Origin of the sequence: Sulfurovum zhangzhouensis, from assembly GCF_030347965.1 — a bacterium.
GTDB lineage: Bacteria > Campylobacterota > Campylobacteria > Campylobacterales > Sulfurovaceae > Sulfurovum > Sulfurovum zhangzhouensis.
Map to the genome: position 1 here is coordinate 67,684 of NZ_JAQIBD010000003.1, position 14,517 is coordinate 82,200.

A 14,517-nucleotide genomic window follows, 5' to 3' on the forward strand; every position below is an offset into this window, starting at 1 on the left:
TTCTTTTTATATCATAGCACACAAATGTGTTAGATTTGTGTAAGGATCCCTGCGATCTTTTTGCTTCCCTCTTTTTCAACACTTTCCATCAACCCTCTGCTTTTAGCTTCCAGGTCCTCATCCAGAAGGGACAGTACCTTATCTTTATCGATCTCGTTTTCACGCATGAGCCATGCCAGGTTTTTCTCTACCAAGAACTTCGCATTGTAATACTGGTGGTCACTGGCCGCATTAGGATACGGGATAAAGAGTGCCGGAAGTGCCGTAGCAGAGAGCTCCCAGAGTGTTGATGCCCCCGACCGTGCAACTGCAAAATCCGCTTCTTTCATATAGTTAGCCAACTCTTTGGTAAATCCGAAAACCTCTGCCTCGATCCCCAGCTTTTCATACTGTGCTTTCACCTCATCAATATTTCTTTCTCCGGCTTGATGGATGATCTTGATCCCTCGTTCTTTCAGTGTCGGTGCAAGGGAAAGGGCAAGCTCATTGATCGCTTTAGCTCCCTGCGATCCGCCTAAAAAGATGATCGTTTCTACCGTCTTTCTAATCCGTGCATTATCAAAAAACTCCTGTTTGATAGGATAGGCCTTGACCGGACTCTCTTCCAGATACGAAGAGATAAAAACATCCGCATAGGGCTTAAGAAGTTTATTGAGTGAGCCTAGTGCGGCATTTTGTTCATGGATGACTAAAGGAACTCCCGAAAGCTTTGCTGCAAGTGCAGCGGGTGCAGCAGAAAAACCTCCGACAGAGAAAACTACCTTGGCTTGATGGGCTTTCAGTATCTTACGTACTTTCAAGGCAGAAGTAAATATCTTCCAAAGTGAACCGATCTTTCCAAGCAATCCCTGGTTGACCACTCCCCTGCTCTCAAGAAAATAGGTCTTGGCAAAGTCACTATCCTCTGCAAACCATGCTTGATCCTGTCCTTTAGTTGAACCGATATAGATCAACTCCTCATCTTTCAAATACTCTTTAACTGCTTTGATGATCACTAAGTGACCGCCAGTACCCCCGCCTGTCATGACGATACTCATATGCTTCCTTTGTTTTTCTTACAAGATTTTAGATGTGTTGCCGCTTATAGCATACGCCCTTGTGCATCTCTTGGCACTTTTTTGGATATCATCAGTACCATACCGATCGCTAATCCTGCAGCCATAATATGCGATCCCCCATAGCTTAAAAAAGGTACAGCAATACCTTTGATCGGAGTGATCCCGGAGATCCCAAAGGAATTGAGTAAGAACGCAAAAGCGATCAACAATCCCACCCCTACACAAAAAAGATAATAGATAGGCTCTTCTACTTTAGCTGCGATCTTAAAAATCCGGTAAATGATAAAAAAGATCGCAAAGCTTACTAATGCCAATCCCAAGAAACCAAACTCCTCGGTAATACCTGCCAGGATAAAGTCCGTATGTACTTCAGAAAGATACCCCAATTTAAACTGTCCGTTTCCAAGACCTTGGCCAAAGAAGCCTCCGTTATGGATCGCGTTGAGTGAATTTGATATCTGATAGGGTTCTTTGGCAGCATCAACACGCAAATTCTCTACACCCTCAAACGGCAATAAAGAAAGTATATTGTCCTGTACGGTACTCCACCAGCTCTTAATCCGCGCAATTCTATGCGGTGCGGCGAAGATCAGGGCGACAAATGCACTCAATGCACCGGCAACCAAAGTCAAGAAAAATTTGTAACTGCTTCCCACCAGCAAAAAAAGTACGACAAGTGTAGCCCCTAGGACGACAACCTGACCAAGGTCCTTTTGAAAGATTGCGATCAAAACCACGATAATCAAAAAGAGCACTACATAAGGAGAGAATGCCTTAACCTCTTCTATAAAGCTCATCTTATTCTTGTTCTGGAACTTTCGTGCTAAGCTCCATGAGAGAAAAAAGACAAAACCGATCTTGAAAAATTCCACCGGCGCAATCGAAATCGGTCCCAGATGAATCCAACGTTTTGCACCTCCGACGGCCTTCACAAGACTAGCCGGTAAAAATTGCATAAAAATCATCAGCAGAAAAAATGTAACAAACAATACCATACTCATAGGTACGAACCACTTATCGGGATTGATTTTGCTGATGGTTACCATCGTCAACAAAGCAATAAATATCGCAATAAACTGTCTTAGAAAAAAATGAAAATCACTATAATGAAAGTGTATCACCGTGTAGGTCGAAAGTGAATAACTCATCATCAATGAAAATGTCAACAATGCAATGACTGCTGCCAAAAGCGGTTTATCTATCATAATACAGTATCTCTCAATGGAATTGTAATATTAACCCTTTAATCCTACAAAAGTTTAGCTTTGCTTGTGAAAATCTTGTAAAACCGTGACGGGGATACTACATTGGACTAAGGTTAAAAGGTATTTTATCAGAGTTAGTAGATAAATTTGATAAAATCATATTATATTGTATGGGTTAAGGGTCACACAGGGAGCGTATGAAAGAAGCAGTTAATAATAGAGCGATCAGAGAAAGAAGCAATAAAGTACTTACTATTTTTTTACTTTTAGTACTTCTTGTTGTCGTTTTTCTTATGTCAGTGATACATACGATCCAGTCTGACCGGCGAATCCCAAGCGAACATGCAAAGATACATGACCGCTCATTACGCGGATCTATCATCTCAGCTGACGGATATACTTTAAGTTACTCTCAAAAAACCTACCAGGCCGTCATACGCGGAGCAAGTATCAAACCTGAAAAAAGAGAACTTTTCATCAAATTTTTCAGTATCTACAGCGGTATCCCTATCAAAGCAATCCAAGAAAGGTTTACCGATAAAAAAGGCCGGCTTATCACAGGGAATATTGTACTCTCAAAAGAGCTCAATGCAAAATCTGCAATGCAGCTTAAAGAACTGGCACACAAACTCAGAAAAATGGATGTCTTTCAGTGGGTTGAGAATGGTAACGGTGTCAAAGTGCTTTATGGACTGGATATTATAGAAAACGGAGAGAGTAGACGTTTCCCTCTTAAAGATATACTTAGCCCGACACTAGGCTATGTAGGAGACAGACAAGAGGGAAGATACATTCGTCCGCAAGGTAAAAAAGGCCTGGAAAGAAAATACGAAGAACATATCACGTCTAAGAAAAACGGATATTTTCAAGGGAAAAGAGATGTTATCGGGACGGTCATCCATGATAAAAACAGTATGAAGATCAAACGTATCGACGGGCTTGACCTGCATCTGAACATTCCGCTGGCCCTGCAACGTCATATTGAGATCATGCTCGATGCGATGAAAACACAGCTCGATGCAGATGAGATCATTGTCGGAGTGATGAAAAGTGATACCGGAGAACTACTCAGCCTTGCCAGTTCAGAACGTTTTGATCCTTCCCATATCACCCAAAAAGATATCCCTGCACTCAATCCGAAATTTGCAGAATATCCTTATGAGGCAGGATCCGTACTCAAACCTCTCACCTTGTCTATAGCATTAAGTCATGGTGTCATCACTCCACGCACCATGATCAATACAGAAAACGGTAAAATGAAGATAGGTAAATTTACGATCAGGGATGATGACAAGTTTGAATCTTTAGATGCAGCAGGTATCATCATCCACTCATCCAATATCGGTAGTTCAAAAATATCATGGAAACTTACAGGAAAAGAATTTAGAGATGGGCTGCTTGCTTTTGGTGTTGCGAGACCTTCTGGAATTGACCTCTCCCGTGATCTACCAGGAAGTCTCAAACCTCTCTACTTACTAAATCATGAACTTCATCGTGCCAGTACCTCATACGGATACGGTATGCAAATTACCTTTGCACAACTCTTTAAAGCCTACTCCGCCTTTAACAATGGGGGTATAGCCGTAACACCTAGGATAGTAAGCTATCTTGAAGATGCAAAAGGCAACCACTATACCCTAGAGCCGGAAGTACCCGATCTTCACGCTATTGATCCAAAGACCGCTCAAACAGTGCATGATATATTGATACGTGTCGTACAGGAAGGGACAGGGGTAAAGGCAAAGTATCCCGGTCTGGAGATCGGAGGGAAAACCGGTACGGCCCACATCGCGAGGAAGGGACACTACCTGCGTGAGTACCATAGTAGCTTTTATGGATTTGCCAATGATAAAGAGGGCAACAAATATACGATCGGTGTACTGGTGATCAAAGCCAAAAAATACCGAAAATATTTTGCTTCTTTGTCAGCTGTACCGACCTTTAGAAATATCGTAGAGATTCTGGTTGATCAAAACTATCTCAAGCCGGATCCGGATGCATCTGAACAGATAGCTACCAATGAAATGCTTTATCAAATAGAAGAGAATGAACCTTCTTTGCCAGAAACACCAGAGGATATTGAAACAGTTGCCAATAAGCCTGCATCGTCTCAGGTAAAACCATCAAGTAGCACAAGCAAGCCAAAAAACACGATTACGGATCTCTTTAAGCTCAAAGAGAAACCCCAACAATCACAACCAAAACCTTATGTCGAGCCTGTTCAACAGCCATTGCCGGTAAAAGACAATAATCCTCATAAACTCTTTGAAGATCTCTTTTAATGTTATCATTTTGATACTCTCTTGAGTTACTATCTGCTCGAAAAAAGTTCTCTTTTTTCTTAATTTATATAAGGAAAACCACATGAAAAGAATTTTTTTGAGCTTACTTTTACTCACAACTTCACCAGCACTGATTGTCGCTTCTGAAACGACCTCACTAATTGATACGAATGAACCTCTGGTATCAGATACTACCCAAGCCACGATAGGCAGAAATGTATTTAGACAAAAACTCAGAAGAAAATGTGGACTTACAGGTGCAAGGTTTGCACAAACACATACTCTAAATGAGTGGCAAGAACTTAAAGAAGAGGGGAACTTTCGTATTGAGATCTATAAGATCTGTCCAAAGACGGCAACGGTACTAAAAGATGACTGGATAGAGCCTCTTTATGAATTTAGTAAAGCATATGCCTCAGATACAGGTAACTTTCCTTCCTGTTAGAGCCAAAGATTATCAATTAGTCTTGGTTTACCTACCCAGGCAGCAACCAATATCATCGTATTGCCTATCTCAACATTTTCCAAAGGTTTGAAGGTGCGATCAACAATTGCAACATACTCTACTTCATCCGCTTCTTTAAGCACCTCCATCATCTCAGCCTTGATCTCTTCTACATCACGTTTCCCGCTAATAATGAGCTTTGAAGCACGTTTAAGTGAACGGGAAAGACAAAGTGCTCTCACTTTTTCCTCTTCACTCATATAGGCATTGCGGCTGCTAAGTGCCAATCCTTTTTCATCACGAATGATCTCACATGGAATGATATTCACATCCATAAAATAGTTTCTGACCATTTGAGTAACGAGGGCAAGCTGCTGTGCATCTTTTTTCCCAAAGTAAGCATTATCTGCACCACTGATATTGAGCAGTTTCATCACGATCTGAAGCATTCCGTCAAAGTGTCCCGGACGCTTCTGACCTTCCAAAATATAACCGCGGATTGCAGGTGCACCTATGCTGAGTTCATCGTGCTCATACATCTGATCGATTGTCGGCATAAAGAGAATATCTACTTTTGCCAATTCACAGATCTTTCGGTCAGCCTCTTCCTTGCGAGGGTATGCATCAAGGTCTTCACCTTCCAAAAACTGTGTTGGATTGACAAAAATAGAAACGATAAGATGGTCATTCTCTGATCTAGCCTTTTGGATAAGAGATAAGTGTCCCTGGTGCAAAGCGCCCATGGTCGGTACAAAGCCTATACTCCCATGCAATGCTCTCTTTGCTTCTTGCAACTCTTTTATCGTCTGTACGATGATCATCTCTAACCTCAACTTTCGCTCAATTTTGGTAAAATTTTACCAAAACTATCCGCTAGAGAAATTAAATCATAATGATAGATGAGGCAAACTGCCCATGCTTTAGTTGGATGTGAAGACAAAATAAACAACAAATACGTGTTGTTTATAGCAAAAAACCGAAACGGACATAGCAAAGCGAAGCCGTGCAGGCAAATATAAAGTATAAAAAAGGACCTTTTTCACTATGGATGCGTACGAATACGGCGAACTACTTAAAACCCTCTCTACCAAGATGGCAAATATTACCAATATCGTCAAACCTGACAAGCTTAATGCGAGATTGGATGAGATAGAGGCGATGCAACAAGATGCAAGTTTCTGGAATGATGCGGAAAATGCAGGAAAGATCTCCCAGGAAAAAACAAGAACAGAAAGAGTGCTTGCTACCTACAACAATGCAAAAGATGCGCTTCAAGATGCTGTAGAATATTTCGAACTTTCAAAAGCAGAAGGGGATGATGAAACTTTGGAAATGCTCTATGAGGATGCGCCAAATCTAGAAGCCAATACACAAGCACTTGAGATACAAATGATGCTCAGCGGTAAGAACGACGGCAATAACGCAATCGTCTCGATCCATCCGGGAGCAGGAGGTACTGAGTCTCAGGATTGGGCAAGTATGCTCTATCGTATGTATCTAAGATGGGCTGAACGTCATGGCTTCAAAGTCGAAGTACTTGACTATCAGGCAGGAGAAGAAGCAGGGATTAAAGATGCCTCTTTCATCATCAAAGGAGAAAATGCTTACGGGTATCTCAAAGTGGAAAACGGCATTCACCGTCTTGTACGTATCAGTCCATTTGACTCCAATGCCAAACGTCATACCTCTTTCACTTCTGTCATGGTATCCCCTGAGATAGAAGATGATATCGAGATAGAGATAGAGGATAAGGATATCCGTATCGACACTTATCGCGCATCAGGCGCAGGGGGGCAGCACGTCAATAAAACCGAGTCGGCGATTCGTATCACACACATCCCGACCAATATCGTCGTACAGTGTCAAAATGACAGAAGCCAGCATAAAAATAAAGCTTCTGCAATGAAAATGCTTAAGTCACGTCTTTATGAGTTTGAAATGGCTAAAAAACAGGCGGAACTTGACGGAGTGGAAAAATCCGAAATAGGATGGGGGCATCAGATACGTTCTTATGTTCTTCAGCCATACCAACAAGTTAAAGATACCAGAAGTAATCAGGCATTCAGTAATGTTGAAGCAATTCTAGATGGGGATATTGATAAGATCATCGAAGGTGTCTTGATCTCACAAGCAAAGTAAATCTACTTTCCCTCTGACTCTTTAGAGTCTTGCTCTTTTTTCTTTTTTGTCAATAGATTAGTAATAATGATTGCTCCATAAAAGACAAGAAAGAGCTTACCTCCGGTATAAAAAATATCCAGTAAATTTATCTCTTTCATGCATACTCTTTGAGCTGTTTCTCTTCAAGTCTATAGGTTTTGTCACAACGTGATGCCATTTCATTATCATGCGTTACCAAAAGCAGTGCTGCATCATTGTGTTTGGTATATTCCAAGAGTACATCCATCACCAGATTGGCTGTCTCTTTATCCAGATTACCTGTAGGTTCATCGGCAAATATAACACGTGGTTTTTTACTCAATACCCTTGCGATCGAGACACGCTGTTGCTGCCCGCCTGAAAGGTCTCCGATCTTATGATCCATAACCTCTTTGATCTCAAGCTTTTCAAGTAAATTTTCATCGATCTCTTCACCCGAAAGCATCGTAGCAACATTCACGTTCTCCATCGCACTCATCCCTTTAAAGAGATAGTGAAACTGGAAAATGATTCCGATCTCATAACGGCGCATCTCCTCAATTTCGCTCTCTTTTAGTGCATAGAGCTCTTTGTTCAGTAACTTAACACTTCCCTCATTGGGGGTTAAAAAAGTAGATACGATATGTAAAAGTGTAGACTTACCGCTCCCGCTTCGTCCTACAATTGCTGCAGACTCGGTAGCTTTCAGTACAAAATCTACATCATCAAATAGTGTATATTCAAAACCGTGAGAAATTCCCTTGGCTTCTAACAGAGCTTCTGACATCAATAATTGCCTTTAAATGAGTTGGCTTATTCTAACATAAAAGATTTTTGAAATGTAAATATAACATCTAATCAGCATACTAACACAAGCTGAAAAATTTAAAATGTGATAGAAACATAGAAGCTGATATCAAATTCTCCATCTTCACTTAGAAAATTATTTTTTTTATAGATCACGTAAGAAGGCTTTGTAGTTGTCTCATATTCACTCTTTACCAACCACTCATGATAGACCCAGTGAATGAATTTAAGCATATCTCCATGTTTTCCCTGCAGGTCAAATTTCGCATACACTCCATCGGAGATTTTAAATTTCGGCAAACGCTGACTAGTGATCTTCTGTTCTTTTGATGTACTGACACAGGCAATGTATTGACACTCTGCCAAAGGAGTAATGGTCGGGTTGTCATGCAGTAGTGCGATCTGGGTAGAATCCTGAATATGATGAGTGAGTATCCATGTCTGCATTTTCTGCCATGTCTCTTTTACATTGACGTTGTAACCCTGATTACGGATATAATAACTTTCAATGGAAGGCATTTTAACGATAGTAGGAATCAATGAACTGAAATCTGCCTGGGAATGCATCGCATTTTTTGACTGTTTAAGAATTTCGTTCGAGTAAAGCTTATGTCCACCTTGACGCCATGCTTTGGGAGTCATACCGAAACGCTCTTTGAAAACTTTAATAAAAGAGGACTGTGAACTGTATCCGCATTCGTTGGCAACATTGGAGATCGTAGAATATTTATTGGTCACAAGAAGGTTCGCTGCCTTTTGAAGTCTAATGGACTTGATGCTTTCATAAATGTTCTTTCCGAATGCTTCCTTAAAGATACGATGCATATGAAATTTACTCACATGCAGATCCTGACTTAACTCTTCAATGTCGATATGTGTATCAATATGCGTATAGATATAGTACATCATATCATTGGCTAATTGAGTTCTTTTTTCCAATGTTTCTTTTTTCATAATGTCAATATTGTAGCATGGATAAATAAAATTTTAGAATATATTAAACACTATTTTGAGCAATAATAAACAATATAATGCACAATAATTATGAAGAAATAGCCTCTTCAAACTGCCTATAATGACATAAATTTTCATATGAGGAATAAAATCATGAAAAAAATAAACAAGATTCTTATCGCAAACCGTGGTGAGATTGCTCTAAGAGTTATCCGTGCATGTAAAGAACTTGACATCCAAAGCGTAGCGATCTACTCAGAAGTAGACAATGAGGGTGTATGGGTGCTGAAAGCCGATGAATCACACCTGATCAAAGGAGATGTACTTCAAGCTTATCTAAATTACGAAAATATCATCAGTATTGCAAAAAAATCAGGTTGTGATGCGATCCACCCTGGTTACGGTTTCTTATCGGAAAATGCTGAGTTTGCCAAAGCATGTGAGGAAAATGACATCATCTTTATCGGTCCTAAAGCCGAGCATATCTCTTTGTTCGGGGATAAAATGGCATCCAAGGTTGCAATGAAAGCCGTTGGAGTACCGGTACTTGAAGGAACTGATGAGCCGATACTGGATAAAAAAGAAGGTGCAAAAATTGCAGAGGAGATAGGATTCCCTATTATTATCAAAGCAGCATTTGGCGGCGGCGGTAGAGGTATGAGGATCGTTCATAAAGCAAAAGATTTTGATTCAATGTTCGAAAGTGCTACTTCAGAAGCATTGAAGTTTTTCGGAAAGGGAGAGGTATTTATCGAAAAATACGTTGAAAACCCTAGACACATCGAAGTACAGATCATCGCAGACAAATACGGAAATGTCGTGCATCTTGGAGAACGTGACTGTTCTATCCAGAGAAGACACCAAAAAGTTATCGAAATTGCTCCATCTCCCCGGCTTAATGATGAAGTAAAAAAAGAGCTCTTCCGTATCTCTACTAAAGCAATGTTCAAACTTGGATATGAGAGTGTGGGGACAATCGAATTCCTGCTCGATGAAAATGATACGATCTATTTTATCGAGATGAATACCCGCGTGCAGGTAGAACACCCTGTTACTGAGATCATCAGCGGAATAGACATTATCCAAAGAATGATTGAGATAGCAGCAGGTGACAAACTCAAATTTATGCAAGAAGAGATCAAGTTCAGAGGGTATGCCATCGAATTCAGGATCAATGCAGAAAACCCTGAAAATAATTTTATGCCATCAAGTGGCACCATCAGCGCATATCTTACACCGGGCGGTCCTGGAGTAAGACTCGATACCAGCGCATATGCAGGGTATAAAGTACCGACAAACTATGACTCTATGATAGGTAAACTGATCGTTTCTGCACTTGATTGGGAAGGTGCGGTCAACAAAGCAAGAAGAGCACTTGATGAGTTCTTCATTGAAGGACTGCCTACCAATATTCCTCTTCATCAGCAGATCGTAAGAGATGAGGATTTTATCAATGGAAAGTTCACAACTAACTATCTTGATAAAAAACTTCCCAAATTTAATGTTGTCAACCCGGAGACTAAAAAAGAGATAGAAAGCAAACTTTCATCTATCTTTTCGAAATTTCTCTTTTAATCAAAAGCGATATTCCTCGGAAATATCAATAAAGGATATGCTATGACTATCGACGAGCTGATAGAAGGTAATCTAGCCTTTCAAAACTCCTCTTTCAAATTATTTAAAGAGGACTTTGACGTGCTTGTAGAAAAGGGACAACAACCAAAAGTACTTTTTATCGGCTGCAGCGATAGCAGGGTTGTTCCTGACCTGATCCTGCACTCCAAACCCGGAGATATGTTCATTTTACGAAATGTCGGCAATTTCGTACCCCCTTTTAAAGCAGACAATGAATTTCACGGCAGTGCTGCTGTGATCGAATATGCAGTCAGTATCCTTGATGTAGAGCATATAATTGTATGCGGACATTCACACTGTGGAGCTTGTAAAGCACTCTATCAAGAGTTCAGTGATGATATAGGGCTCATACATATACGAAAGTGGCTTGAACTTGGGAGAAAGGCTAAGACTCAGGTACTTCAACAATATTCTGAAACATTAAACCAAGAAGAGCTCTACCGAAAAACAGAGAAAGTCTCAATCTTGTATCAACTTGAAAATCTTCTGACCTATCCTGAAGTTAAAAAAAGAGTAGACGAAAAAAGATTGGAAATACACGGATGGTATTATAAGATAGAAGATGGAATGATTGAAGCATACAATCAAGAAAATAAACGTTTTGAAAAAATGAATTGAATAGATTGAGTATTAAAGAAAAGTTTTAAAAGTACCATAAACGGCTACAAAGCCGTTTACAGTAAATGATTATGCCATTTGAGCTGCAACTTCAGCAGCGAAGTCTGCCTCTTCTACTACGATACCTTCACCAACCTCAAGTCTGATGAATTTAACGATTTCAGCTGTACCGCCGGCTTTTTTTGCTTCTTCTTCGATGAATTCAGCAACAGTTTTGCTGTCATCCATTACGAATTTTTGGTCAAGGAGACACTGCTCTTGGTCAAGTGTCGTGTTGTCAAGGATAAATCTTGAAACTTTACCTGGAAGGATTTTGTCCCAGATCTGCTCTGGCTTACCTTCAGCAGCAAGCTCTTTTTTCATCTCTTCTTTAGCAGCCTCAAGTACTTCATCAGTCAATTGAGACATAGAGATGTACTGTGGAACATTCTTAAGAGGTTTACCAAGTCTTACTAGCTCTTCGTTCTCTTTTTCGATCGCGATGATTCTACCTTGAGTTTCCGCAGCAACGAACTCCGGATCAAAGTCTTTGTAAGAAAGTGTAGACGGGCTCATTGCTGAAGCGTGCATTGCTACACTCTTCAGTGCCGACTGGATTTTAGCAGCAGTTTCTGCTGAGTCACATTTAGCCTCAACGATTACACCGATTTGTTTGTTAGCATGAAGGTAACCGTTCACTGCTGAAGTCTCATCAGCTACAAGTAGACCTGCTCTTCTAACAACAAGGTTTTCACCGATTGTTGCAATATTGTGTGCCATGAACTCGCTGAATGCTTGACCGTTGATCTCAGAAGCGTTGATTGCATCTGCATCTGCAAGGTTGTTTTCAAATGCATGATCAGCGATCTGAGCAAGAATGTTTTGGAATTTTTCATTCTGTGCAACGAAGTCAGTCTGTGAGTTAACTTCGATCACTACAGCTTTATTTCCTTCAACTTTTACTGCGATTGAACCTTCAGCAGCTACTTTACTTGCTTTCTTTGCAGCAGCACCGATACCTTGGTCTCTTAGCCACTCAACCGCTTTGTCCATATCTCCATCAGCCTCAGTAAGAGCTTTTTTACAGTCCATCATACCTGCATCAGTCATCTCTCTGAGTTTTTTGATATCTTTTGGTCCAAAGTTTGCCATATTCTTACGCCTCCGCTAGTTCTTTTGCTTCTGCTACAGCTTCTGGTTTAACTTTCGCTGCTTTTGCTTCCTCTTCACTCATTGCTGCAACTTGTGCATATGTTGTGATTCCTGCTTCATAAAGGTTGTCTTGTCCTACTTTACCGATACCAGAAAGTTTTGTAAGATCATCACCTTCTACTTCTGCATCTGCTTCAGAAAGGATCTCTTCAACCTCAGCTGATGTTGGAGCTTCTGATACTTCTTCACCGTGAGTTTCAGCGTATGCTGCTTTACCTTCGATAATTGCGTTTGCAATCTCTTGACAGAAAAGGTTTACTGAACGGATCGCATCATCGTTACCTGGGATAAGGTAATCTACCATATCAGGATCACAGTTTGTATCAACCGGTGCAACAACTTTCATACCAAGTCTTCTTGCTTCTTGTACTGCAATGTGCTCTTTTACTGTATCGATTACGAACATGATATCTGGAAGCTTTTTCATGTGTCTGAAACCTTCAAGGTAAGAGTTAAGCTTCTCTTTCTTTCTTCTGAGCATCAATGCTTCTTTTTTAGTAAGAAGGTTGATCTGACCGCTCTCTTCCATTTGCTCGATCACTTCAAGTTTTCTGATAGACTTTTTCATTGTTGGGTAGTTTGTAAGCATACCACCTAGCCATCTTTCAGCTACATATGGCATACCTGCTCTCTCTGCATGCTCTTTGATCGCTTGTTTTGCTTGTTTTTTTGTACCAACGAAAAGAACTGTTTGTCCTTCTGCCGCTGCATCTCTAACTATATTATATGTATATTTGAAGTATCTAAGTGTTTTTTGTAGATCGATGATATAGATATTTTTTCTTGCTCCGAAAATGAATTTTTTCATTTTTGGGTTCCATCTTCTTGTTTGGTGACCGAAGTGTACACCACATTCAAGTAGGTCTTTCATTGTTACCATAATTTTGCTCCTTGGTATAACATTATTAAAATACTAAAGGCTTATGCCTCGCCATAGGTTTGATCCTCTGTAGTCCTTAACGCTCCAATTAGCGCAACCTTTCAAGGAATAACTACATGAGTATTTTTTACTTCCATCATGGAAATAAGAGTCGCGATTTTACTATAAATATAATTAAATCTAAATAAAATGATAGAAGTGAGAAATGAAGAATCGAAGCAGGTGTTGAGTTAAAGGGCATCACTCTTCGTAATACTTTTGACGCCCACTAACAATACGATAACGCTTCCATGAAGAAATAATAAAAAAATAGATAGATGCCAATACAATTAAAACATTCGCTATTGTACTCTCAAAAACCTCGAAAACTATCCAACATAGAATGCATAGGAGTGTCAACTCCATCAATAAGTAGAGTAAAGGTTTGAGAGATGACTTGTGTCTTCTGTCTCCATGCTTATGATACTGTTTTATCATTCTGGTTCCTCCTTTTTTTATTATTGATTATTATACACTAATTTAATTTTGTAACTCTTCAAGCTTCTCTTTTACAGCCTGTGCATGCCCTTTGACTCTTACCTTATCCCACATTGCTGCGATGTTGCCTTCAGGATCGATGATAAAAGTACTTCTGACCACACCCATATACTCTTTGCCGTAGTTCTTCTTAAGCTGCCATACTCCAAACTTGTTACATAAGTCTTTATCTTCATCGGCTAACAGTGTAATACCCAACTCTTTTTTCTCTATAAAATTTCTATGTTTTTGAGGAGAGTCCGGACTAACACCAAGGATAATAGCATCAAGCTCGTCAAACTGAGGCAATGCCTCTGTAAAATCACATGCTTCAGTCGTACATCCCGGTGTATTATCTTTTGGATAAAAGTACAGTACGATCCATCTTCCTTTGATATCTCTTAGACAGATCTCCTCTTCATCCTGGTTTGGAAGACAAAATTCCGGTGCTTTTGTACCTACTTCTAACATCTATTTTCCTTTATTTTGTAATTATTTTGGTAGTATAACAAAATGAATGAAGAAACTAAAGAGATACTACTCTCCCAGATAGAAAAACTGATCGCTTACGGAAGTCAGGAGACCACTATCAATCCTGATCTTTTAGCATACCTGAGTATGGATGATCTGATTTCCATGCGTAATAACCTGCTTGAGAAAGTAGGTAAACTCAGTGATGAAGATAAAAAGTGGTTGGAACAGTTTAAAAAATATGAGTAACCAAGAGACATTTGAATACTCAAAGTAAATAATAAGCACTGCACAGATAACAGTAATAAGGTAAAAA

At 39.9% G+C, this 14,517-nt stretch carries 15 protein-coding genes; 6 read left to right on the forward strand and 9 right to left on the reverse strand.

Features of this window, described 5'->3' with window-relative positions; translation table 11 throughout:
- Window positions 1–29: 29 nt before the first annotated feature.
- A complete protein-coding gene (gene murG / locus PGH07_RS08555; protein ID WP_289414016.1) occupies window positions 30–1,037 on the reverse strand; it encodes an undecaprenyldiphospho-muramoylpentapeptide beta-N-acetylglucosaminyltransferase in 1,008 nt (335 codons plus the stop codon).
- 44 nt (window positions 1,038–1,081) lie between these two features.
- Window positions 1,082–2,263 carry an FtsW/RodA/SpoVE family cell cycle protein gene (locus tag PGH07_RS08560; RefSeq protein ID WP_289414017.1) on the reverse strand — a complete coding sequence of 394 codons (1,182 nt, stop codon included), beginning with the start codon at window positions 2,261–2,263 and terminating at the stop codon, window positions 1,082–1,084.
- A gap of 197 nt (window positions 2,264–2,460) precedes the next feature.
- Here PGH07_RS08560 and PGH07_RS08565 point away from each other — a divergent pair, with 197 nt between their 5' ends.
- Both PGH07_RS08565 and PGH07_RS08570 read left to right on the forward strand, forming a co-directional pair.
- The gene (locus PGH07_RS08565; RefSeq protein WP_289414018.1) at window positions 2,461–4,545 is read left to right on the forward strand and encodes a peptidoglycan D,D-transpeptidase FtsI family protein; all 2,085 of its coding nucleotides are present in this window, start codon (window positions 2,461–2,463) and stop codon (window positions 4,543–4,545) included.
- 82 nt (window positions 4,546–4,627) lie between these two features.
- Complete coding sequence (locus tag PGH07_RS08570) at window positions 4,628–4,990, forward strand: cytochrome C (RefSeq protein WP_289414019.1); 363 nt, start codon at window positions 4,628–4,630, stop codon at window positions 4,988–4,990.
- Here the strand turns inward: PGH07_RS08570 and panC are convergent.
- Window positions 4,987–5,811, reverse strand: coding sequence for a pantoate--beta-alanine ligase (gene panC / locus PGH07_RS08575; protein ID WP_289414020.1), 825 nt, complete (start codon window positions 5,809–5,811; stop codon window positions 4,987–4,989). The two genes, PGH07_RS08570 and panC, sit on opposite strands and share 4 nt — an antisense overlap.
- 223 nt (window positions 5,812–6,034) lie before the next feature.
- Between panC and prfB the strand changes: the two genes are divergently transcribed.
- Window positions 6,035–7,129: a peptide chain release factor 2 gene (prfB, locus tag PGH07_RS08580; protein ID WP_289414021.1), complete on the forward strand. Its 1,095-nt coding sequence runs from the start codon at window positions 6,035–6,037 to the stop codon at window positions 7,127–7,129.
- A gap of 2 nt (window positions 7,130–7,131) precedes the next feature.
- Here the strand turns inward: prfB and PGH07_RS08585 are convergent, their stop codons facing one another.
- The 3 genes from PGH07_RS08585 to PGH07_RS08595 all read right to left on the reverse strand — a co-directional run bounded on the left by PGH07_RS08585 (window position 7,132) and on the right by PGH07_RS08595 (window position 8,890).
- On the reverse strand, window positions 7,132–7,269 hold the full coding sequence (locus PGH07_RS08585; protein WP_289414023.1) for a hypothetical protein: 138 nt from the start codon (window positions 7,267–7,269) through the stop codon (window positions 7,132–7,134).
- Entirely contained in the window at window positions 7,266–7,916 is a 651-nt protein-coding gene (locus PGH07_RS08590; protein WP_289414024.1) for an ABC transporter ATP-binding protein, read from the reverse strand. Before PGH07_RS08590 ends, PGH07_RS08585 begins: the two co-directional genes overlap by 4 nt.
- A gap of 98 nt (window positions 7,917–8,014) precedes the next feature.
- Window positions 8,015–8,890 (reverse strand): AraC family transcriptional regulator, encoded by an 876-nt coding sequence (locus PGH07_RS08595; protein ID WP_289414025.1) that lies wholly within the window; start codon window positions 8,888–8,890, stop codon window positions 8,015–8,017.
- A 153-nt stretch (window positions 8,891–9,043) separates the two neighbouring features.
- Between PGH07_RS08595 and PGH07_RS08600 the strand changes: the two genes are divergently transcribed.
- Both PGH07_RS08600 and PGH07_RS08605 read left to right on the forward strand, forming a co-directional pair.
- Window positions 9,044–10,465 (forward strand): acetyl-CoA carboxylase biotin carboxylase subunit, encoded by a 1,422-nt coding sequence (locus tag PGH07_RS08600; RefSeq protein WP_289414026.1) that lies wholly within the window; start codon window positions 9,044–9,046, stop codon window positions 10,463–10,465.
- Between the two features lie 42 nt (window positions 10,466–10,507).
- Window positions 10,508–11,143, forward strand: a complete 636-nt coding sequence (locus PGH07_RS08605) for a carbonic anhydrase (RefSeq protein ID WP_289414027.1) — start codon at window positions 10,508–10,510, stop codon at window positions 11,141–11,143.
- A 69-nt stretch (window positions 11,144–11,212) separates the two neighbouring features.
- Here the strand turns inward: PGH07_RS08605 and tsf are convergent, their stop codons facing one another.
- The 3 genes from tsf to bcp all read right to left on the reverse strand — a co-directional run bounded on the left by tsf (window position 11,213) and on the right by bcp (window position 14,201).
- The gene (tsf, locus tag PGH07_RS08610; RefSeq protein WP_289414028.1) at window positions 11,213–12,274 is read right to left on the reverse strand and encodes a translation elongation factor Ts; all 1,062 of its coding nucleotides are present in this window, start codon (window positions 12,272–12,274) and stop codon (window positions 11,213–11,215) included.
- A gap of 4 nt (window positions 12,275–12,278) precedes the next feature.
- On the reverse strand, window positions 12,279–13,214 hold the full coding sequence (rpsB, locus tag PGH07_RS08615) for a 30S ribosomal protein S2 (protein WP_434481306.1): 936 nt from the start codon (window positions 13,212–13,214) through the stop codon (window positions 12,279–12,281).
- Window positions 13,215–13,733: 519 nt separating this feature from the next.
- Window positions 13,734–14,201, reverse strand: a complete 468-nt coding sequence (gene bcp / locus PGH07_RS08620; RefSeq protein ID WP_289414029.1) for a thioredoxin-dependent thiol peroxidase — start codon at window positions 14,199–14,201, stop codon at window positions 13,734–13,736.
- Between the two features lie 42 nt (window positions 14,202–14,243).
- On the opposite strand from bcp, the gene PGH07_RS08625 reads away from it, so the two are divergent.
- A complete protein-coding gene (locus PGH07_RS08625; RefSeq protein ID WP_289414030.1) occupies window positions 14,244–14,450 on the forward strand; it encodes a hypothetical protein in 207 nt (68 codons plus the stop codon).
- Window positions 14,451–14,517: the final 67 nt, after the last annotated feature.

Excerpts from the sequence above, each read along its gene's own strand:
- murG (WP_289414016.1), bottom strand. The coding sequence starts at position 1,037 with ATGAGTATCGTCATGACAGGCGGGGGTACTGGCGGTCACTTAGTGATC.
- PGH07_RS08560 (WP_289414017.1), bottom strand. The coding sequence starts at position 2,263 with ATGATAGATAAACCGCTTTTGGCAGCAGTCATTGCATTGTTGACATTT.
- PGH07_RS08565 (WP_289414018.1), top strand. The coding sequence starts at position 2,461 with ATGAAAGAAGCAGTTAATAATAGAGCGATCAGAGAAAGAAGCAATAAA.
- PGH07_RS08570 (WP_289414019.1), top strand. The coding sequence starts at position 4,628 with ATGAAAAGAATTTTTTTGAGCTTACTTTTACTCACAACTTCACCAGCA.
- panC (WP_289414020.1), bottom strand. The coding sequence starts at position 5,811 with ATGATCATCGTACAGACGATAAAAGAGTTGCAAGAAGCAAAGAGAGCA.
- prfB (WP_289414021.1), top strand. The coding sequence starts at position 6,035 with ATGGATGCGTACGAATACGGCGAACTACTTAAAACCCTCTCTACCAAG.
- PGH07_RS08585 (WP_289414023.1), bottom strand. The coding sequence starts at position 7,269 with ATGAAAGAGATAAATTTACTGGATATTTTTTATACCGGAGGTAAGCTC.
- PGH07_RS08590 (WP_289414024.1), bottom strand. The coding sequence starts at position 7,916 with ATGTCAGAAGCTCTGTTAGAAGCCAAGGGAATTTCTCACGGTTTTGAA.
- PGH07_RS08595 (WP_289414025.1), bottom strand. The coding sequence starts at position 8,890 with ATGAAAAAAGAAACATTGGAAAAAAGAACTCAATTAGCCAATGATATG.
- PGH07_RS08600 (WP_289414026.1), top strand. The coding sequence starts at position 9,044 with ATGAAAAAAATAAACAAGATTCTTATCGCAAACCGTGGTGAGATTGCT.
- PGH07_RS08605 (WP_289414027.1), top strand. The coding sequence starts at position 10,508 with ATGACTATCGACGAGCTGATAGAAGGTAATCTAGCCTTTCAAAACTCC.
- tsf (WP_289414028.1), bottom strand. The coding sequence starts at position 12,274 with ATGGCAAACTTTGGACCAAAAGATATCAAAAAACTCAGAGAGATGACT.
- rpsB (WP_434481306.1), bottom strand. The coding sequence starts at position 13,214 with ATGGTAACAATGAAAGACCTACTTGAATGTGGTGTACACTTCGGTCAC.
- bcp (WP_289414029.1), bottom strand. The coding sequence starts at position 14,201 with ATGTTAGAAGTAGGTACAAAAGCACCGGAATTTTGTCTTCCAAACCAG.
- PGH07_RS08625 (WP_289414030.1), top strand. The coding sequence starts at position 14,244 with ATGAATGAAGAAACTAAAGAGATACTACTCTCCCAGATAGAAAAACTG.